Origin of the sequence: Cupriavidus sp. BIC8F (assembly GCF_032465815.1) — a bacterium.
GTDB lineage: Bacteria > Pseudomonadota > Gammaproteobacteria > Burkholderiales > Burkholderiaceae > Cupriavidus > Cupriavidus necator.
Window position 1 is genome coordinate 2,850,785 of the sequence record NZ_CP136095.1, and the last position, 19,788, is coordinate 2,870,572.

General features: G+C 61.6%; 14 protein-coding genes and 3 pseudogenes. 12 read left to right on the forward strand and 5 right to left on the reverse strand.

The window, feature by feature from the left end; genetic code table 11:
- The 9 genes and pseudogenes from RS901_RS33300 (at position 1) to RS901_RS33340 (ending at position 12,002) form a co-directional block, all read left to right on the forward strand.
- A complete protein-coding gene (locus tag RS901_RS33300; protein ID WP_316154914.1) occupies positions 1-885 on the forward strand; it encodes an ABC transporter permease in 885 nt (294 codons plus the stop codon).
- Positions 885-2,540: an ABC transporter ATP-binding protein gene (locus RS901_RS33305; protein WP_316154915.1), complete on the forward strand. Its 1,656-nt coding sequence runs from the start codon at positions 885-887 to the stop codon at positions 2,538-2,540. The genes RS901_RS33300 and RS901_RS33305 overlap by 1 nt, the downstream gene beginning before the upstream one ends.
- Before the next feature lie 104 nt (positions 2,541-2,644).
- The gene (locus RS901_RS33310; protein WP_316154916.1) at positions 2,645-4,126 is read left to right on the forward strand and encodes an NAD-dependent succinate-semialdehyde dehydrogenase; all 1,482 of its coding nucleotides are present in this window, start codon (positions 2,645-2,647) and stop codon (positions 4,124-4,126) included.
- 241 nt (positions 4,127-4,367) lie between these two features.
- Positions 4,368-7,322: an FAD-binding and (Fe-S)-binding domain-containing protein gene (locus tag RS901_RS33315; RefSeq protein WP_316154917.1), complete on the forward strand. Its 2,955-nt coding sequence runs from the start codon at positions 4,368-4,370 to the stop codon at positions 7,320-7,322.
- Positions 7,323-7,332: 10 nt separating this feature from the next.
- Positions 7,333-8,622 (forward strand): 4-aminobutyrate--2-oxoglutarate transaminase, encoded by a 1,290-nt coding sequence (gene gabT / locus RS901_RS33320; RefSeq protein WP_316154918.1) that lies wholly within the window; start codon positions 7,333-7,335, stop codon positions 8,620-8,622.
- Between the two features lie 212 nt (positions 8,623-8,834).
- Positions 8,835-10,226 (forward strand): aspartate aminotransferase family protein, encoded by a 1,392-nt coding sequence (locus tag RS901_RS33325; protein WP_316154919.1) that lies wholly within the window; start codon positions 8,835-8,837, stop codon positions 10,224-10,226.
- Positions 10,227-10,250: 24 nt separating this feature from the next.
- A pseudogene (locus RS901_RS33330) lies at positions 10,251-10,501 on the forward strand (tyrosine-type recombinase/integrase); the annotation flags it as partial.
- Positions 10,502-10,967: 466 nt separating this feature from the next.
- Positions 10,968-11,648: pseudogene (locus RS901_RS33335) on the forward strand (ISKra4-like element ISBusp5 family transposase); the annotation flags it as partial.
- A gap of 93 nt (positions 11,649-11,741) precedes the next feature.
- Positions 11,742-12,002, forward strand: a complete 261-nt coding sequence (locus tag RS901_RS33340; protein WP_316151027.1) for a hypothetical protein — start codon at positions 11,742-11,744, stop codon at positions 12,000-12,002.
- 74 nt (positions 12,003-12,076) lie between these two features.
- On the opposite strand, the gene tnpC is transcribed toward RS901_RS33340, so the two are convergent.
- From tnpC to tnpA, 3 genes are read right to left on the reverse strand one after another with little or no spacing between them, the layout of a single operon-like run.
- The gene (tnpC, locus tag RS901_RS33345; RefSeq protein WP_316151028.1) at positions 12,077-13,681 is read right to left on the reverse strand and encodes an IS66 family transposase; all 1,605 of its coding nucleotides are present in this window, start codon (positions 13,679-13,681) and stop codon (positions 12,077-12,079) included.
- A gap of 57 nt (positions 13,682-13,738) precedes the next feature.
- A complete protein-coding gene (tnpB, locus tag RS901_RS33350) occupies positions 13,739-14,092 on the reverse strand; it encodes an IS66 family insertion sequence element accessory protein TnpB (protein WP_316151029.1) in 354 nt (117 codons plus the stop codon).
- Positions 14,092-14,568 carry an IS66-like element accessory protein TnpA gene (gene tnpA, locus RS901_RS33355; protein WP_316151030.1) on the reverse strand — a complete coding sequence of 159 codons (477 nt, stop codon included), beginning with the start codon at positions 14,566-14,568 and terminating at the stop codon, positions 14,092-14,094. The genes tnpB and tnpA overlap by 1 nt, the downstream gene beginning before the upstream one ends.
- Positions 14,569-14,641: 73 nt before the next feature.
- Between tnpA and RS901_RS33360 the strand changes: the two are divergent.
- A pseudogene (locus RS901_RS33360) lies at positions 14,642-15,179 on the forward strand (ISKra4-like element ISBusp5 family transposase); the annotation flags it as partial.
- A gap of 480 nt (positions 15,180-15,659) precedes the next feature.
- On the opposite strand, the gene RS901_RS33365 reads toward RS901_RS33360, so the two are convergent.
- Positions 15,660-16,823: a hypothetical protein gene (locus tag RS901_RS33365; protein WP_316154920.1), complete on the reverse strand. Its 1,164-nt coding sequence runs from the start codon at positions 16,821-16,823 to the stop codon at positions 15,660-15,662.
- A 385-nt stretch (positions 16,824-17,208) separates the two neighbouring features.
- Between RS901_RS33365 and RS901_RS33370 the strand changes: the two genes are divergently transcribed.
- On the forward strand, positions 17,209-17,646 hold the full coding sequence (locus RS901_RS33370) for an arylamine N-acetyltransferase (protein WP_316154921.1): 438 nt from the start codon (positions 17,209-17,211) through the stop codon (positions 17,644-17,646).
- 273 nt (positions 17,647-17,919) lie between these two features.
- On the opposite strand, the gene RS901_RS33375 is transcribed toward RS901_RS33370, so the two are convergent.
- A complete protein-coding gene (locus tag RS901_RS33375; RefSeq protein WP_316154922.1) occupies positions 17,920-18,690 on the reverse strand; it encodes an IclR family transcriptional regulator in 771 nt (256 codons plus the stop codon).
- A gap of 98 nt (positions 18,691-18,788) precedes the next feature.
- On the opposite strand from RS901_RS33375, the gene RS901_RS33380 reads away from it, so the two are divergent.
- A complete protein-coding gene (locus RS901_RS33380; RefSeq protein ID WP_316154923.1) occupies positions 18,789-19,769 on the forward strand; it encodes a tripartite tricarboxylate transporter substrate binding protein in 981 nt (326 codons plus the stop codon).
- Positions 19,770-19,788: the final 19 nt, after the last annotated feature.

Sequence of the window (19,788 nt, forward strand, 5' to 3'; positions counted from 1 at the left end):
ATGACCACGACAACAAATACCCACACCCGGCACTCGTCCGTGACCCCACCAGAATCACGCTTCCGGCTCCGCTGTCCAAGGCTTGGTCCGGCGGGCTGGCTCGGCGCCCTGGTGCTGCTGGCCTGGCTGGTTGCGGCAATTATCGGCCCCATGCTGATCACCACCGACGGCACCCCTTCCGGTGATGTTCAGGTATTCGCCCCGATGAGCGTGCAACACTGGCTCGGCACCGACTACCTCGGTCGTGACATGCTGGTGCGCGTCATTCTGGGAGCACGCTACACGGTGTGCGTGGCGCTGGTCTCGACGCTGTGTGCGAGTGGCATTGGCATCTCGCTGGCGCTGCTTGCCACGGTTAGCGGACGGTGGATCGATGTGGCCCTGAGCCGAGGTCTCGATACGTTGACCGCCATTCCGAGCAAGATGTTTGCGCTGATCATGGTCGCGGCGTTTGGCTCCTCGGTCTGGATGCTCGCAGTCACCGCCGCGATCATCTACGTGCCTGGCGCCTTTCGTATTGCCCGTTCGCTTGCCGTCAACATCAATGCAATGGACTACGTGACAGTCGCCCGGACGCGAGGCGAAAGCACTGCCTACATCATGCGCAAGGAGATTCTTCCCAACATTCTCGGACCGATGCTGGCCGATCTTGGCCTGCGCTTTGTCTACGTCGTTCTTCTGCTTGCCAGCCTGAGCTTTCTGGGCCTCGGCATTCAGCCGCCCGACGCCGACTGGGGGTCGCTCGTGCGCGAAAACATTGGCGCGCTCGCGGACGGAAGCATGGCCGTCATCGCACCGGCCCTGGCGATCGCGAGCCTGACGATCGCGGTCAATCTTGTCATCGACAACCTGCCGGGCCGCTCGGCACGCGCCGGAGGAAAATAATGGGCAAGTCAGTACAGGTAAGGAATCTGCGCATCGCGGCAGGCGACACCACCATTGTTGACGAGGTCAACTTCCACATTGCTCCTGGCGAAGTCCTCGCGCTGATTGGCGAATCGGGATCCGGAAAGACCACCACGGCGCTTTCCCTGATGGGCTATGCGCGCCAGGGTTGCGAGATCACGGGCGGGAGCATCCGCGTTGGCGACACCGAGGTGCTGTCGCTGTCGCCATCCGAGCAACGCGCATTGCGCGGCCGGTCCATCACTTACATCGCGCAAAGCGCTGCAGCGTCCTTCAATCCGTCGCGGACCATCATGGACCAGGTGGTCGAGCCGGCGCTGATCCATCGGCTGATGGACCGGGCCAGCGCTGAGCGCAAGGCCATCGATCTCTTCCGGGAACTGGCATTGCCTGATCCCGAGACAATTGGGGAGCGCTATCCCCATCAGGTGTCGGGAGGCCAACTGCAGCGCTTGATGGCCGCCATGGCGCTTATCACCGATCCGGATCTCGTGATTCTCGATGAGCCGACGACGGCTCTCGATGTCACCACGCAGGTCGAAGTACTGCGTGCATTTCGCCGTGCAGTGCGCGAGCGGCGCTCAACTGCGGTGTACGTAAGTCATGACCTTGCCGTTGTGGCGCAAGTAGCCGATCACATCCTCGTACTTCGCGATGGCAAGATGCGCGAGCTTGGCGAGACTGATCAGATCCTGCATGCGCCAGCAGATGACTACACGCGTAGCTTGCTAGCCGCTGCGCGACCAGCAGAGCGTAGCGGTGGGCCCGGCAGTGCGGGATCGAGCCCGGTGCTACTGGAAGTCAAAGGAGTGTCCGCAGGATATGGGCCGGTCGACGCCAAAGGACAACCGGCAGTGAAGATCCTCGACAACATCAATCTGACACTTCACCGGGGCCAGTCCATTGGTGTAATCGGCGAATCCGGTTCGGGGAAAACTACGTTGGCCCGGGCGATCGCAGGCCTGGTTTCGCCATGCGCCGGAAGCATCAAGTTCGACGGACAGCCGCTTCCGCCATCCCTGGATAAGCGCAGCCGTGACTCGTTGCGCCGGATCCAGATCGTGTTCCAGATGGCTGACACTGCGTTGAATCCGTCACACACCATCGAGGAAATCCTGGCCCGTCCCTTGCAATTTTTCCATGGGTTGCGCGGGTCTAAGCAAAGTGCACGCATCCGGGAGCTGCTGGATCTGGTTCGGCTTCCCGCCAGCCTTGCTGCCCGCACTCCTGCCGGCCTCTCCGGGGGGCAGAAGCAGCGTATCAACCTGGCCCGCGCGCTTGCGGCAGAGCCAGAACTGATCCTGTGCGACGAGATTACTTCTGCGCTTGATACTGTCGTCGGCGCGGCGATCCTCGACCTGATGGCGGAGCTGCGCCGCGAACTTGGGGTGTCGTACCTGTTCATCAGTCACGACTTGCACACTGTGCGGGCGATCTGCGACGAAATCGTGGTGATGCAGCACGGCCGCAAGCTGACACAGGTTGCACACGCGGACTACGAGCGCGGACCACATCACCCGTACTACGACCTGCTTGCCCGTTCCGTACCGGAATTGCGGCGTGGGTGGATCGACGAGGTCGATCTGGCCGCTGCCCGCTCGGCATGTGAGAACCCGGCCGCAGCAACTCACTAGCTGCCGCCGACGCGGCTTCTTCCTTCATACCCGAATCGCTGCTTCGCCATGTCTGCGCATTTGCGCGGCGTGGCAGCGGCCCCCTATTGCCTAGGAGAGATGAAATGTCTTTGACCATCCAGAACACCAGCCTTCTGCCTGGCGCCAATCTGATTGGCGCGGAATGGAGCGCCGCCGCGGATAGCCGCACGCTGAACGTGTGCGACCCGGCGACCGACGAAGTGTTTGCCATCGTGCCGGACAGCGGCGCAGCGGACGCCACGCACGCTGTGGATGTTGCCCATGCAGCGTTTGCAACGTGGAAGAAGGTACCGGCCAAGCAACGAGCGCAGATTATCAAACGCTGGAATGACCTTGTTGTCGCGCACGTAGAGGACCTCGGCCGCCTGATCTCGCGCGAACAAGGCAAGCCGCTTGCCGAGGGCAAGGGCGAGGTCATGTACGCAGCCAGCTACATCGAGTGGTTCGCCGAGGAAGCGACGCGTGCCGATGGCGATGTCATCGCAGCGCCGGTACCCGGCCGTCGCATGTTTGCACTGCGCGAGCCCGTTGGTGTGATCGCTGCCATTACCCCGTGGAATTTCCCGGCAGCGATGATTGCCCGCAAGATTGCCCCGGCCCTCGCGGCAGGCTGCACCGTCGTCTGCAAGCCCGCGGAAGACACGCCCCTTACCTCGCTGGCGCTGGTCAAGCTTGCAGAGCAGGCCGGCGTACCGCCTGGCGTGCTGAACATCGTTACCGCATCGCGCGAACGTGCCGCCGAAGTGGTTGACGTCTGGCTGGACGACCCTCGCGTGCGCAAGATGACGTTCACCGGTTCGACACCGGTGGGAAAGCACCTGGCGCGCCGCTCTGCTGACACGCTCAAGAAGCTTTCGCTGGAACTGGGCGGCAACGCTCCGTTCATTGTCTTCGATGACGCCGATCTCGACGCAGCAGTCGATGGACTGATGGCTGCCAAGTTCCGCAATGGCGGTCAGACCTGCGTGTGTCCCAACCGCATTTTCGTGCAGGACAAGGTCCACGATGCTTTCGTGGAAAAGCTGGCAGCTCGTGTCAGCGCACTCGTCGTGGCGCCCGCGACAGACCCGGCCGCCCAGATCGGCCCGATGATCAATGCTCGCGCCGTGGATAAGATCGAGCGCCACGTCAATGACGCAGTCAGCCGCGGCGCCCACGTGGTGGCGGGCGGCAAGCGGATCAGATCGGACCGCTGCCCGGGACCGAACTACTACGCGCCGACGGTTCTCGTGGATGTTGATGCGACGATGGAGTGCTCGTGCGAAGAGACGTTCGGGCCCGTCGCTCCGGTGACGCGCTTTTCGACCGAGGCGGAAGTCGTTGCCGCCGCCAATGCTACGCCGTTCGGTCTCGCGGCTTACTTCTACTCGAACGATGTGAAGCGCATCTGGCGACTGGCGGACGCGCTCGAGTCCGGCATCGTTGGTATCAACGAAGGCGCCATCGCGGCGGAGGCGGCGCCTTTCGGCGGGATCAAGGACTCCGGCTATGGCCGTGAAGGATCGCGCTATGGCCTCGAGGAGTACATGCACATCAAGTACGTCTGCCAAGGCCAGCTCGACTGAGCAGAAGGCCTTCGAGCCTGCGGTTCCGGATGCCGCAGGCTCATCCTGTTTCATTCTCGCCCCCAAACCGCCGCACTCACTGGGCGCGGCCGGCACGAAAAAGGATGTGCTGTTCGTCGTCGGACAACGAAATACGCTGCTGAACAGCCCCCCTATTTCGATCAAAGCTTCACTGCCCGCCTCCCTATACTGAGCCACACCCCGCCGCATCGGGTGCCGAACGTGCCGAACCGCAATAACCATGACACAAGCCACCTCCCCACTGCCACGCGATCTCAACCTGCTGCTGCGCTTGCGCAAACGCCTCGAAGCAGAGACCACGGCGGAGCTGCGATTCGACCAGGTGACGCGTGCCATCTACGCCTCCGAAGCCTCGAATTACCGGCAGGTTCCGCTGGGTGTGGTCATCCCCCGCACCATGGCGGATCTTGAGACTACCGTGCGCGCTTGTGGCGAATTGGGTGTGGCAATGGTGCCACGTGGTGCAGGCACCTCGATGAGCGGACAGTCGGTCAATGCAGCGATCTGTATCGACCACTCGAAATACCTGCATGCCGTTGAGTCGATTGACTCGGAAGCGCGCATTGGTCGCGTACAGCCGGGTGTCATCTGCGACCAGCTCAAACAAGCTGCCGCTGACCACGGTCTGACGTTCGGCCCGGATCCCGCCACGCATAGCCGTTGCACCTTGGGCGGCATGATTGGCAACAACTCCTGCGGCGCCCACTCGGTCATGGCAGGAAAAACCGTCGAAAACATCGAGCGTCTGGAGGTGATAACGGCCACCGGAGCTCGCTTCTGGGTCGGTGCCACCAGCGAAGCCGCGTACGCCGAGCACTTGGCCGCCGGTGGCGAGCGTGCCCGCATTGTGCGAGGACTGCGTGATCTCGCCGATCGCTATGCCGAGGACATTCGCGTCGGCTTTCCCCGTCTGAAGCGGCGCGTCTCAGGCTACAACCTTGACCAACTGCTGCCCGAGAACGGATTCAATATTGCGCGCGCACTGGTAGGCACGGAAGGTACATGCGCCACCGTTCTGCGTGCCGAAACACGGCTAGTGGAAGGATTGCCGCAGCGGGTCCTGCTGGTGCTGGGCTTCGAGTCGATCTTCGACGCCGCAGACTGCGTGCCCGAGTTGCTGCCGCTTGGCCCGATCGCCATGGAGGGCCTCGACACCGGCATCATCGGCGGCTTGAAGGAGCTGGGGTTGAAGCTCGACGACATCGCCGAACTTCCGGTCGGGAATGCCTGGCTGATGATCGAGTTCGGAGCGAGCGCACGCAGCGAGGCCATCAGGCTGGCACGCCATGCGTCGGAGGCCGCAGCAAAATTTGTCCAGAAGCCCAGTGTCCGACTGGTTGAAGACGCCGGGCTGATGGGCCGACTGTGGGCCATTCGCGAAACCGGAGCGTCGGCTACCTCGCTGTCCACCGTACCAGGTCAGCCCGATCCCACGGTAGGCTGGGAAGATGCCGCGGTCGAGCCGTCCCTGCTCGGCCCGTACCTGCGGGAGTTCTCTGCACTGGTCGCCCGCTATGGCTACAAGACCAATATGTATGGCCATTTTGGCGATGGTTGCATCCACTCGCGCATCACCTTCGACCTTCGGTCCAGGGCCGGCGTAAGCGACTGGCGCAAGTTTCTGGAAGAGGCGGCAGCACTGGTGGTCAAGTACAAGGGCTCCCTGTCCGGCGAGCATGGTGACGGACAGGCCAAGGGCGAGCTGCTTCCGCTCATGTTCAGCCCACGCCTTATGCAGGCGTTCCGCGAGTTCAAGGCCCTATGGGACCCGCACGGCCTGATGAACCCCGGCAAGCTGATCGACGCCATGCCGGTCGACGCCAACCTCCGGCTGGGTCCCGACTATCGCCGCGGCGAGGTCCCCAGCGTGTTCACGTACCCCATGGGCGCCGGTGCCAACACCGGCTACGGCCGTGAAACCGAACGCTGCATTGGGATGGGCAAGTGCCGTTCGTTGGACGGCGGCACCATGTGCCCCAGCTTCAAGGCCACGCGTGAGGAACGATATGCCACGCGTGGGCGGGCACGCATGTTCTTTGAAATGCTTAACGGCGAGATCATCGACGAGACGCGCGATGCAAAGGACGTGAAGGACTCGATGGACCTTTGCCTTTCCTGCAAAGGCTGCAAGAACGACTGCCCCACCCACGTCGATATTCCAAAGTACCGAAGCGAATTCCTCTATCGCTACTATCAGCGACGTATGCGCGCGCCGATGGACGCATTGATCGGCCGACTCGGACAGTGGCTGCCCGTCGCCACCCGATTCAGCGGCGCGTTCAATGCCGTCATGCAGAACCGTCTCTCGCGCAGGATTGGACGAGTGTTCGGCCTGGCAGAGGGCGCTGCTCTCCCACCTGTGGCAGACACGGCATTCCGTCGCAGCAATACGGCAAGGCGTCTGGAGACCACGCGCAACGAATCGTTTGGCCCGCGCGATGTGGTGGTCTGGACCGACAGCTTCAACAACGGCTTCACCCCACACGTGATCGAGGCGGCCGTGAAGGTGATCGAGCGGCACGGCTGGCGCGCACGGCTTAGCTCACGGCACGTCTGCTGCGGCCGCCCCTTCTACGATGTCGGTCTTCTCGACCAGGCCCGCAACAATTTGCGCGAGCTGCTCGACGTGCTGGCAGATCCCATCGCAGCGGGTGTTCCCGTTCTGGTACTGGAGCCAAGCTGTCTGTCGGTCTTCCGCGACGAAATGCTGGCAATGCTTCCCAACGATTCCAGGGCGAAGAGGCTGGCGGGTCTCACCGTGACGATGGCCGAGTTTGCCAAGCGCGCCGGCATCAGGCTTGAGTCCGATACGGAGGTCCATGCACATGCCCATTGCCACCAGCGCGCATGCGGTGGTTCGAGCGCAGAGAGCGCCATGGGCCTGAACGTGATGAACACCGGCTGCTGCGGTATGGCCGGTGCCTTTGGCTACCACGAGAAGACGGCAGCCGTCTCTCGTCACATTGGCGAAACCACGCTTCTTCCTAAGCTTGACGCCCTTGGCGCCGACGCCACGGTGGTGGCTGACGGCTTCAGCTGCCGGTCCCAGATTCGCAAGGTATCCGGACGCGATGCACGCCATCTGGCCGAGGTTCTAGCCGAAGCGACTGCCCCTATTGACCGATCTGTTGCCCCCGCAAAACAACGCGACGCCGCTGTCGCCGAACTTCAATGAGGTATCTAGCATGAGCCAAACCAACCAAGCCTATATCGCCGAGCGCGGCAAACACGTGCCCCACGGAGTGGTCACGGCCCATCCTCTCTTCGCAGAGAAGGCCGAGGGTGCCTACCTGTGGGATGTGGAGGGTCGCCGCTATATCGATTTCGTCGGCGGTATCGGTGTCCAGAACATTGGCCACAATCATCCCAAGGTCGTCGAGGCTGTGCGCACCCAGTTGAACCGCGTCACGCATGCCGCCTTTCAAGTTGTTGGCTATGACGTGTACGTGGACCTGGCAGCGCGCCTGAACAAGCTGGTTGGCGGCAGTGAGGCCTACAAGTCGCTGTTCGTGACAACAGGCGCAGAAGCGGTGGAAAACGCCATCAAGATTGCGCGGGCCTATCGCAATGTGCCCGGCGTCATCGCCTTCCGCGGCGGCTTCCACGGCCGCACGCTGCTGGGTTCGACGCTGACGGGCATGAGCACGCCGTACAAACAGAATTTCGGCCTGGCAGCGGACATCTACCACACCCCCTACCCGGATCCGTATCGCGGCTTCGACGCGGCTGCGGCAATCCGCGCGCTCGAAGATCTGTTCGCCACGCAAGTCGCCCCCGAGCGCGTTGCCGCTGTGATTCTCGAACCGGTTCAGGGCGATGGCGGTTTCCTGCCGGCGGGTACCGAGTTCCTACAGGCGCTCCGTGAACTGACCAAGCGTCACGGCATCGTGCTGATCCTGGATGAAATCCAGGCGGGCTTTGGCCGAACGGGAACGATGTTTGGCTTCCAGCACTCCGGCATTCAACCGGACCTCGTGACGGTGGCAAAGAGCCTGGCCGGCGGTCTTCCGCTGGCCGGTGTGGTCGGACGTGCCGAGATCATGGACGCCCCTGCGCCCGGCGGCCTTGGTGGTACCTACGCCGGCAACCCGCTGGCCTGCGCCGCGGCGCTGGCAGTGCTGGATGTCTTCGAGCAGGACAAGCTGCTCGAGAAGTCAAAACAGACCGGCGAGCTGCTGCGTTCCGGCCTCGACGCCATCGCGCGTGACTTCCCGGCAATCGGCACCGTCCGTGGTATCGGCTCGATGCTCGCACTGGAATTCGTGCGTGACGGCGACCCCTTCCAGCCGGATGCAACGCTGGCGCAATCGGTTATCGACGAATGCCGTACGCGCGGTCTGCTCGTTATCAAGTGCGGTGTGCATCGCAACACGGTGCGCTTGCTGGCGCCGTTGAACAGCGCCCCGGAGACCATCGCGGAGGCCTTGACCATCCTGCGTGATGCGATTGGCGCGTCCACGAACGCTCCCAAGTAATACCGGCACAGGCGCGGCGGACGTCCCGCCGCGCCCGCCGAAATACAAAGGCGGCCAAGACAGGGAACATCACTTCCTTCGGCCCACGGCATTTTCTGCTGAATCAACATGAACTATGCGACGGGCGCCCGTTGCGCAGTGGCATTGCGGCATCAACTACTTCTTGAAACAGCATATGCTGACTGCGACCTTTCTCGCACCGACCCTTGCCCATGCACTCTGATTCCCACGAAGCCCTGGCCGCGCTGGACCGCGCCCACCTCATTCATCCCGTATCGGCCTGGCGCACTCATGAACAACGAGGACCCACGATCCTCACGTCCGGAAAGGGTGCCTATGTCCGCGATGCCGATGGAAACGAACTGCTGGATGCATTCGCCGGGCTATGGTGCGTCAACGTGGGCTATGGCCAGGAGAGCGTGGTGGAAGCGGCGGCACGACAAATGCGCGAGCTGCCTTATGCCACCGGCTATTTTCACTTCAGCAGCGAACCAGCGATCGAGCTGGCCTCGAAGCTGGTCGAGATCTCGCCCGCTTCTCTGCGCCATGTCTATTTCACGTTGGGCGGTTCCGACGCAGTGGACTCGGCTGTGCGCTACATCACGGCCTACTTCAATGCCACGGGCCGGTCGACAAAAAAGCACTTCATTTCCCTGGAGCGTGGCTATCACGGATCGTCGTCGTTCGGCGCCGGCCTGACTGCCCTGCCCGCGTTCCACTACGGTTTCGACCTGCCACGCGCCAATCAACACTACATTCCTTCTCCCTATCCGTACCGTCAGCCTGACGGAACCGATGAGCCTGCGATTATTGCTGCTTCGGTGGCTGCGCTGCGCAGGAAGGCCGAAGAACTCGGCCCGGAGAACGTTGCCGCGTTCTTCTGCGAACCGGTACAAGGATCGGGCGGAGTTATCGTGCCGCCCCGCGGATGGCTCAAGGCAATGCGCGATGCCTGCCGGGAGTTGGACATTCTGTTCGTCGCCGACGAGGTCATTACGGGTTTCGGCCGTACCGGTCCGATGTTCGCGTGCGAGCACGAGGATGTGCAGCCAGACCTCATGACGGTGGCAAAGGGGCTGACGGCTGGCTACGTGCCCATGGGCGCCGTGCTGATGTCCGACGCGGTCTACAACGGCATCGCGGACGGAACGCCGGCCGGCCAGTCCATTGGACACGGCATGACCTATTCCGCTCACCCGGTGAGTGCCGCAGTGGCGCTGGAGGTCTTGCGCTTGTACCAGGAAGGTGGACTGCTGGCCAATGGCCAGCGCGTCGCACTGCCATTCGCGGAGGGCCTAAAGCAGATGCTGGACCATCCGCTGGTGGGCGACGCTCGCTCCCTGGGCTTGCTTGGGGCACTCGAACTGGTCAGCAACAAATCGACAAAGCAGCGCTTTGACCCGGCCCTGGGTCTTTCCGACAAGCTGTTCGCCGCAGGGTACCGAAACGGCCTGATCTACCGGGCCTTCGGGGACAACATCCTTGGCTTTGCGCCGGCATTGTGCTATTCGGAAGCCGACTTTGAAACGCTGTTCCGTCGTTTGCGAAGCGCGCTTGACGAGGTTCTGGCCGATCCTGCTGTCCGCGCCGCCACTTCGGACTGATTAGAACCCTGCGCAGCTATGGAATTCGTGCGCCTGCGCGGGCTCGGGTCCGACTGGGAGGAGAAGGCCGATCGCTGGCCAGTGCTTCGGCCCACTGGCTGCGCCACACCGCCGGCTCGCACATGACCGACCGGCAGGTGGACCTGCGTTACGTGCAGGATAATTTTGGGCATTCGTCGCTCTCGACGACGAGCGGCTACCTGCAGAGCGAGGAGGATGCGCGGCACGAGGCCACGCAGGCACGGCATCGGATTGGATGGGGCCACAAGAGTTAACGCCTCCAGCTTCTCGGCGACTGCGGCAAGCCAGCCTCTGGCAAGGTGAACAGTAGTAGTTTCACGATCTTGAAATTAGATCCGAGCCTACACTCGCATCAACCCGGCGCGACGTCACAGACGGCGTCCCCCTCTCCTGCTGGCAGCATCGTTTGTTGGGGTTGCTTCTTGGCGATTAATTGCATTTTGAGTGGCGCCCTCCGGGGAAAGCGCTGTCGAAGTGTCGAAGATCATCATTCGTGCGACCCGCGCTCATCATTCATGCGACCGTGGCTTTTCAGTGCGCAACAATGTGCCGGTGGGGCGTTGCGCACGCTCTGCAAAGCAGCTCATTAAAGTTGCCAAGCTTATAAAGGTTCCAGCACCAAGTCGTTTCGATCTTGCTGTTGCAGGAAGCCGTTAACAACCCTGGGATACCGCCCGCCGTCGGCGTATCGTCTCGGCATCAAAGAGACGGAGAGCCGACATGCGATGCACGATCGTTCTCGAGTTCGACGATGGCAATGCCACTGCGGTCAGACGGGTTGAGTTGATGCGGTTTCACCGCGCCAACTGCGCGTCTTCCGGCGACGTCGGCTTGTCCCTTACTGAAGGCAAGTCATTAGTCAACCGCGTCCAACAGGAATTCGTCGAAGAGCAGGTCAGTCGCTACTGCGCATCGCAGCAAGCTTGTAAGGCCTGCGGCGCTCTCCGTCGAGTACATGACGGACACTCCTCCGAGCTGAAGACTACGCTGGGAAAGGTCTTTTACTGTCGCGATCGCTGGCAAGCTTGCAAGTGTGGTGCTGATCGATCGAGGTATGTGTCGCCGCTCAAGAATTACATTAAGCAAGCAAGCACAGGGGAGCTGCGATGGCTGCATGCTGAACTCGACGCCACAATGCCCTATCGGCAGGCCAAGCAGGTTATGGACCAGAGTGGCAAACAACCACGGGTCTGGGCATCCGCCATGCCGCGCACCAAGCGACTGCACGAAGAAATGATGAATTTTTTGGAGGACAGCGGATACAACGATCCCGACGAAGTCTGTGTCGTGACTGACGGCGCCCGGGATCTTGCCGGGGTTGCTGACAACCTTCCGTTCGATACCGAATGGGTACTCGACTGGGCCCACATTGGTCGAATGATGCGGCACGTCGATCAAGCGTAACCGCTCATTTCAGCACACCTTGTTGAGTCGAGCCGTTACCCGGTAACGTACGCAATATGGAAACGTTACCGGGTAACTAAGGAGTGCAGGATGGCGCAGACGACAGCCCAACGGCAGGCGGCCTATCGGGCAAGACGCGCGACAGCGGGCAAGGACGGCAACGGAGAACGTCGGCTGGACATGTGGGTGAGTAGCGAGGTGGATCTCGCGCTCGCGCGCCTGGCACGCCGTTACGCGGTAACGAAGCGTCAGATGCTGGAGCGGCTGATAGTTCGTGCCGACGAAGCAATCGTGCGCCGGCTCGATCCGGATTCAGAGCAATGGGACCTCTACTTCAAGGCGAGCCGGTAATGCTCGCCCGTTACCGTGTAACGGGCGAGTGCCGTATATGATCGATCAGCGCCTTGGTTGCGGCCGGTCGTCGTTCAGGCGGCGGGCGCAGCGGCGCTTTGGCGTTTGGCGAAGTTGAACGGCAGCAGGTCGGTGACGTCCGCGTCCGGGGCACGCTGCGGCAATTCGGTCAGCACGTGTAGCAGATAGGCATACGGCTCCACGCCGCAAGCCCGGCACGTGAGCATCAGGCTATAGACCATCGCGCTGGCCTTGGCGCCGGCGACTGTGTCGCTGAACATCCACGACTTCCTCCCCGTACAGAATGGTCTGATGTCGCGCTCGATGATGTTGTTGTCCACGGCCGCTTGCCCGTCGGTGACGTAGCGGCTCAGGTACTCCCACTGGTTTCGCGTGTAGGCGATCGCCTTGCCCAGCAGGCTCTCGGGCAGTACCTGCGGCGCCTGCTCGTCCAGCCATGCCTTGAACGCTTCGAGCAACGGCACGCTGTGCTGCTGACGCATCCGGTACGTGTAGTCGATGCGCGTTTCACCTTCGGGTAGGTCTGCCTTGGCGAGCGTCTCGACCTGATACAGAGCCTTGAAGTACTCGAGCGCGTGCTGCGCGCGGCCACCGGGTTTCTTTTGGCCCTTGAGCGCGTCGACAAACGCTCGCCTGGCATGGGCGAGACAGCCGAAGTGCGTGACGCCATTGACCGTGCGCCACGCGCTGTAACCATCGGTCATCAGCATGCCCTCATAGCCGGCGAGAAACGCTCGCGGATATTCCTGAGCGCGCCCCGGCTGGTAGTCGAACAGTACGACCGGCTGTTCGCTGTCTTCGGCACTGCGATAGACCCACATGTACGATTGACTCTGCGGGGTCTTGCCTTCTTCCTTCAGGACCTGCACCGTCGTTTCGTCGCCGTGGATGAGCGGCTGGGACAGCAGCGTGCGGCGTAGCGCCTCGTACAGCCGACTGTAGTGCAATTGCGCGGGCCGGATGATCCAGTTGGCCAGTGTGCCGCGGCCAACTTCAATGCCGGCGCGACTCAGTGCGTCTTCCATACGGTACAGTGGTGTGCCATCCACGTACTTGCCGGTGGTCACCGTCGCAAGCATAGCCGCGCTTGCATTGCTGCCTGGAAGTGGTTGCGCCGGCATCGGCGCAGTCAGCACCGGCGTGCGTTCGGCGTTGCGCTCGCAGTGCCGACACGCATATTTGAAGCGGACGTGCTGCAGCACCGAGACCTTGACTTCGATGTGCAACTGCTCGCTGACCTCCTCGCCCATGCGGTGCATCGCGCCCTGGCAGCAGGAGCAGATCTTCTGGTCCTCGGGCAGGTCGTATTCGATGCGTTGGCGCGGCAACTCCGCCGGCAGCGGCTTGCGACCACGTTTGCGGCCTGCAGGCTTGTCAGGCTCCGGCAACCCCGTGTCCGGAAGCGCGAGCGCGTTATCCTCATTGTCGTCGGCCGACTCTGCGGCCATTTGTTCGGCTTCGTCGAACACGCGGTCCTTGAGCTTCTCGCTGCTTGGTGCGAAGCGTTTGGACTGCGCGAGGCGGAACTGTTCCTCAAGGAGCCTGATGCGCTCGTTTAGCTCGGCGATGTGCTGGGCGTTGGCAGCAGCCCGCGCTTCGAGTTCGCGGATATAGGCCTGGGCGGCCGGCGGCAATTGGGAGAGGTCGTGTTCGTTCATGCTGAACACGATAGTGCAGCCGCCGCCCATTCGGGTATACGTCACACCGAACGACCATCAAGCTGTGTGCTGATATTTGCGCGACGGATGCCGCTGCACGGCGTCTACGTCGATACCGTCCAGCAGCCAGTGCAACTGCTCGGTCGTCAGCTCGATCACCGCCTGCTGACGCCGTGGCCACACAAAGTGGTCTTCCTCCAAGCGCTTCATCAGGAGCCAGAAGCCGGTGCGATCCCACAGCAAGAGCTTGATCCGGTTGCGCCGGCGGTTATGAAAGGCGTAGACGGCACGGGCAAACGGATCGAGCTGCATCGACTGCTCGACCAGGGCAACCAATCCATTGATCCCGAGGCGGAAATCCACCGCATTGCGGTGCAGGTAGACCTGCAGGTCAGCGTCGAGCTTGAACATCAACGCGCTCCCAACGCTTCGATCATCGCCTTCACCAGCGCGACGTCCTGCCCGCCGCATTGGAGCTCGACCGTCACGCCGTTGGGCAACTGCGCCACCAGCCGAGACGGCAATGGCGCCGGCGGTTGCAACGCACGCACAGGCACCGACACTGCCCCAGGCATAGTTGTCCGCCCGGGCTCGGCCTGCGGGCCGGCACCGTGAATTTCCACCACCGGAACGAACGCCGCCGGCGCACTTTCGATGACGTCCCTCGTGCCAGCAGCAACCTTTTGTTCCGCCTTGTGTTGCCCGATCCATCGGCGCAACTGGTTCGCGTTCACCCCGGCCTTGATTGCCATGCTGGCCACCGATACCCCTGGCCGCAGGCAAGCTTCAACCAACCGCCGCTTGTCACCCTTGTCAAAGCTACGCTTGCCGTTGGCGCCGACGTTGATCGCCCGCAGCGGCAAGAAATCCAAATCGATCTGGCCCATGACTTGTGTCCACTAAAAATGGTGGACACAATCCTGCGCCGTCTGCGCTTCTGATGCTATGTGCGGAGAATTTCGCGCTTACGATCAAGCTATCGCGCCTATGGCCTATGGGCGCCTTACGGCCGATGGATCAGTGTTCGAGCTTTGGGAGACCTTTGTTCGTTTCCGCAGTGACGTCTGGACTGGTCAGACGGACTGGTCAGACGGTGCGTTGGCAGAACCTCGCTCAAACGTTATTTCGTCTGCTTGAGTTGCGTAAGGAGCTTGACCCGAAATTGAGCCGCGCAGCAGAACAAGCCCGCGATAAGCTTCTTATTCTAGTTTGCTACCTTAACAGCAACCTCGATTCATTGATCGACTACCGAACCCGACAGCGTGTTGGCCTACGAATCGCAACCGGCTTTGTCGAATCATCTATCAATCGAATCATTGGCCGCCGCATGTGTAAAAGCCAACATATGCGTTGGAGTCGTATGGGGGCAAACAGTGTCGTGCAAGTGCGCGTCGCTCTCTTGAACCAAGAGCTTCACGAGCTCGCTCAACGAGATTTTCCTTGGATTGGCCAGCGCCGTGTGTCTTGGCCCTGGCAGAAACCGTCCCGGCCTTTTTAACGGCTTCCATTCATGGCCGCTCGCTGGCTCGACGATTCATTGCAAGCACATCCGCCGGCTAATTGTGCAGAGCATCCCTAGCGTCAGCCATGGTCGCAACAGAACTGAATCTTTTCGGACGATGAGATAAGAAAAATTTCTTCTACGTTTGGCTGGAAGAATGACCATTCTATTGGACTCTGCGTGCGCCTTGTCAGCTTGCTGTTCACGTCGAAGTCTGCCGCGCAGACCTCGAAGCCGAGCGGTTGCCGATAGGTGGGGACCACTAAGCGTCGAACCAGGACAGGGGCCAGGTGCTTTGATGCCGGTTTTGAGGGTGGGCAGGATCCAGCCCGCTCGCAGCCGCCTCGGCGCGCATCTTCGCAATGTTGAAAGGGCCCGCGTTGTAACTGGCGAAGGCGAACAACGCGGTGCTCATCCGAGAAATGCGCATCGGGAAAGTACCTGGTCATCAGCAGATCCACATGCGGCTTCAGTTCCTCAATCCTTGTTGGGCTGAATCTTCATGGCGCTGTCGTCAGTGAAATTGTAGAGGTGCGTGTTGTCCGGCGTTTCCCCGAACCGTGTACCGCGCGGGCGGAACTCAAGGTGGCGGCGGAAATTTTCGCTGTCTGACCTGGCGCTCCGGTTAGCAAGTCTGGCCGCCTCCTGGTAGGTCATCGGGTCCTTTTCCTTCTCGATCTCCAGCAGCAACGTACGTTCGTTAACACGCACGCTGTACTTGCCAAGGTTATAGAGGAGGTACATCGCGAACAGGTTGTCGAAGTCCTGATACGCCCCCTCTTCCCTGCGGAAGTCCAGGGACAAAACCGATGGGAAACGATTGGGCAAGTCCTTGAACGCCACCTTTTCGTCCTCGTGAGGATCGACATAGGACGAGCCACCATATTTCTTGTACAGCACCACATCCATGCCATACCCGCGCTTGCCCCACTCCTCGATGAGCTTCATCGCCATTTCGGTGGGAATGTTGGCCGTGGCGGCCGCCACCACGCGCCGCCCGGAGAGAACCCTGGCACTGGTGACATCGAGGTCCCTGTAGTTGGCACCAAACTTGAATGCAGCCCCGATGGTCTTGGCGCAGTTGAGGCGCAAGTAATCGTACTTGATCTCGCCCCTGTGATACTCGGTGTTCCTGGCCCGCCGGTGATAGTCGTCATTGATGCGTTTGAAGTACGCCGCAAGGGCCGCCTTGTCGCTCGCCGGTACGCCGTAGACGCGCACGCCGATGATCGAGCGCTTGTAGATCTCGCCAAAGTCGAGGCCAAACGAAGCAGTCTGCGCGACGGAGGAGACCGTCTTGTACAGGTACTCCTTCTTCGGAATGGCCACCATCAGATCCTTCGTGTAGAAACCTGTTGCGTGCCTGCGTGCGCGGTCGGCATAGAAATTGGCTGAGTAGACCAGATCGTCACCAGGTACTTCGTCTCGAATCGCAAGGGCGATATGGCCGGCCGATCCGCCCTTGGAAGTGCCGAAGCTGATCAGCAACTCCAGATCGTAGGGGTCCTCGCGAAGAAGGTCGGCAATATGGTCGATGTTCGCGGGATCGGGCCCGCCCTTGCTGCCGAAGCTGGCGGCGACTGCCGCCCCGGACCACAAAACGGCCACGGCTACAAGCCAGATTGCCAGCCGCATCCTCATCGTACCTCCTACGCCATCGGCTACCTCGTTACCAATACAGTGGTTCCTTGGCAATTATTACCGGTGCTAGGGGCATTTGTGTGCATGATGGCCGCACGAGACTTGTGCTTCGCCGGGAACAACGCGCCCCGTGTTTGTCTCACTGCACTTTGATCCGTGAGGCCGTCGGCATGGTCTGCCCTGGATGTACCCTGGTCACCTTGTGGATGTGGCTCGCCCTGTGGTGCTGCACGATGCCGGCCTATGCGCAGGAACTCGAGCCACGCGCCTATTCTGCCGCACCCGTCGGGACAGACTTCCTCGCCGCTACCTATACCCGACTCTCGGGGGTCGTGCTGACCGCGGTTTCTATAGCGGCGGCCGTGCGTCAGTGAATGGCATCGGCGTGGCCGACGCCATCGTCGAACCCGTGCCGCTTGATATCGGACCGGTCAGCCAGCGCGGCTTCGATTTTTCGATCATGTCGACGGAGGATGGCTGGTTGCGCTTCAACAATCATGTGCATGGCATCGCGCACAGCTTCGACTTCCGGGCCGACCACAGCGACGAGGCTGCCATGGCCGCCATGCATGCCTGGTTGATGCGGAATGCCGGGTCGCCGTTCACAAACGCGCTGGCAGTCCTGCGTCATACCGCGGACGGCTATGTCGCCCTGCAGAACGATCGCTTGCGCAACGTGATGCCCAACAGCGTTAGCGAACACCGCATCACCAGCGCGGACCATCTCGCGGACACGTTTGAAACCGTTTTCGACCTCGACATTCCCCAGCCCGGGCATGCTTGGGACAAGATCCGGGCGATTCGCCGCGATAAGGCGGCCTAAACAGGCGACACCCGCTCCCACTGGCTAACTCAATGGCACGGGCGGAGGCGAGTTACGCAGCGTTAGGATTCCCAATCTCTTGGCACGTCACAAAGTGAAGTTGGCAATAGGCTTCTATTTGGATGAGATCGTGCAGAAGGCCGTTGAACCCGAATAGCCGGTGTTGAGGCAGGCAACTTCGAACGGCGCATTCGGGTCGAAAAACGACGACCGGCTCGCGACTGACAGAGGTCATCTACGATTTCTATCGGCTCTTCATGCCCCACAGCTGCATCAAGGGTGCCAGGTAGACGGCCTTTCAATTTGCATCGCAGGCCGTTGACTTCCCGCCATGGCATACGAAAGCTTGTTCGCCGCGTCAACGACTGTCTGTGCCAGCTCCAGCAAACGCTCTTCGCTTAGCCGGGAAGTCGGTCCCGAAATGCACATGGAGCCTAGCAGCCGCCAGTGCAATCCGAACACCGGTGCCGACACGCTCGAGACTTCGGGCTCCCGCTCGCCAAGCGACAGATGAAATCCACGCCGGCGGATCATTTCATAAAGCTCGCCCGGCTCGCCTGAGAACGCCAGGATGACGCGGCCTGGCGAACCGCTGTCCAGCGGCAGTGCCGCCCCGATCCTGACGTGATGCCGGATGGCCTGCGGTCCTTCGACCCGGACGAGGCAGGTTCGCTGTTGTCCCTCCCGGACGTAGAACGAAGCGCTTTCGCCGGTCTTGATCGTCAGCTCCCGCAGCACCGGCTCCACCACTTCCTGAACATTGAAGGTTGCCTGGTAGCACGCGCCCAGCCACCCCGCCGCGCGGCCGAGCCGCCAGCTGCCGTCTTCCTTCTGCACCAGATAGTTGTCCGCCGCCAGCGTGCGCGCCAGCCGCAGCACGGTGGTCTTGTGGATGCCGGTCCGCCGGCTCAGTTCGGCAAGTGAGAGCTGGGGGTCGTTCACCCCGAACGCCTCGAGTACGCGCAGGGCGCGGGTGACCGCTATGACGCCCCCCGCGCCATCGTCGCCTTTTGACGCGCCCCTTGGATCACTATTGGCATTCATAGAACGAAACGAGGTGCACGGTGTGAAACGGCATTGTATGCCGTGAAACGGTCGACCACAATCCGAATCACAACGAAACCGAGATTCGGAGACAGTCAATGAAGGCAATTTCCCGTCGCTGCATATTCGTGCTTGCCGCAGGTCTGGTTCTGGCGTCCGCCACTACCCAGGCCGCGCCGCAGTACCCCACCAAGCCCATCCGGGTCATCGTGCCTTTTCCCGCCGGCGGGGGCACGGACATCATCGCGCGAGAAGTAACTAATACGGTTGCCAAGTCGACCGGCTGGGTCTTTGTGGTGGAGAACAAGCCAGGGTCCGGTGGCAACCTCGGGGTGGACGCGGCAGCCAAGGCGCCGGCCGATGGCTACACCATCGTCATGGGGCAGACCAGCAACCTTGCCATCAATCCCTCGCTGTATGAACGGTTGCCATATGACCCACTCAAGGATCTGACACCCATCAGCCTGGTGGCATCCGCGCCGCTCGTGCTGGTGACCCATGTCAATTCGACTTACAAGACGCTGAAGGACGTGATCCAGGCAGGCAAGGCAAAGCCCGGCGCCATCAACTTCGCCTCGCCGGGCAACGGAACGGTGGCGCACCTTGGTGGTGAGCTGCTTCAAACGACCGCGAAGGTGAAGTTCACCCATGTCCCTTACAAGGGCGCAGCGCAGGCGGTCAACGACCTGATGGGCGGACAAGTCGATCTCTACATGGCCTCGGTGCCTACGTTGCTCGGGCATATCAAGAACAACCGGATGCGGCCGCTCGCGGTGACGTCCCCCAAGCGTTTGCAGGACCTGCCTCAGGTGCCGACCGTGGCCGAGCTGGGCTATCCCGGCTTTGATACCGCGACCTGGTTCGGCTTCGTCGCGCCTGCCGCGACACCGAAGGACATCGTGGCGCGCCTGAATACCGAGTTCAACAAGGCGCTCAAGTCTCCGGCGCTTGCCACCAAGCTGGACGAGCAAGGTGCATCGGTGCTGGCTGGCACGCCTGAGGCGTTCAGTGCGCTGATCAAGCAGGACATCGGACGCTGGGCATCGGTCATCAAGGCCTCCGGCACGAAGCTGGATTGACGCCCTTATCTACCTATCT

Bases quoted from the DNA above. Each gene is read 5' to 3' on its own strand.
- RS901_RS33300 (WP_316154914.1), top strand. From the start codon at position 1: ATGACCACGACAACAAATACCCACACCCGGCACTCGTCCGTGACCCCA.
- RS901_RS33305 (WP_316154915.1), top strand. From the start codon at position 885: ATGGGCAAGTCAGTACAGGTAAGGAATCTGCGCATCGCGGCAGGCGAC.
- RS901_RS33310 (WP_316154916.1), top strand. From the start codon at position 2,645: ATGTCTTTGACCATCCAGAACACCAGCCTTCTGCCTGGCGCCAATCTG.
- RS901_RS33315 (WP_316154917.1), top strand. From the start codon at position 4,368: ATGACACAAGCCACCTCCCCACTGCCACGCGATCTCAACCTGCTGCTG.
- gabT (WP_316154918.1), top strand. From the start codon at position 7,333: ATGAGCCAAACCAACCAAGCCTATATCGCCGAGCGCGGCAAACACGTG.
- RS901_RS33325 (WP_316154919.1), top strand. From the start codon at position 8,835: ATGCACTCTGATTCCCACGAAGCCCTGGCCGCGCTGGACCGCGCCCAC.
- RS901_RS33340 (WP_316151027.1), top strand. From the start codon at position 11,742: ATGGCGCAGACGACAGCCCAACGGCAGGCGGCCTATCGGGCAAGACGC.
- tnpC (WP_316151028.1), bottom strand. From the start codon at position 13,681: ATGAACGAACACGACCTCTCCCAATTGCCGCCGGCCGCCCAGGCCTAT.
- tnpB (WP_316151029.1), bottom strand. From the start codon at position 14,092: ATGTTCAAGCTCGACGCTGACCTGCAGGTCTACCTGCACCGCAATGCG.
- tnpA (WP_316151030.1), bottom strand. From the start codon at position 14,568: ATGGGCCAGATCGATTTGGATTTCTTGCCGCTGCGGGCGATCAACGTC.
- RS901_RS33365 (WP_316154920.1), bottom strand. From the start codon at position 16,823: ATGAGGATGCGGCTGGCAATCTGGCTTGTAGCCGTGGCCGTTTTGTGG.
- RS901_RS33375 (WP_316154922.1), bottom strand. From the start codon at position 18,690: ATGAATGCCAATAGTGATCCAAGGGGCGCGTCAAAAGGCGACGATGGC.
- RS901_RS33380 (WP_316154923.1), top strand. From the start codon at position 18,789: ATGAAGGCAATTTCCCGTCGCTGCATATTCGTGCTTGCCGCAGGTCTG.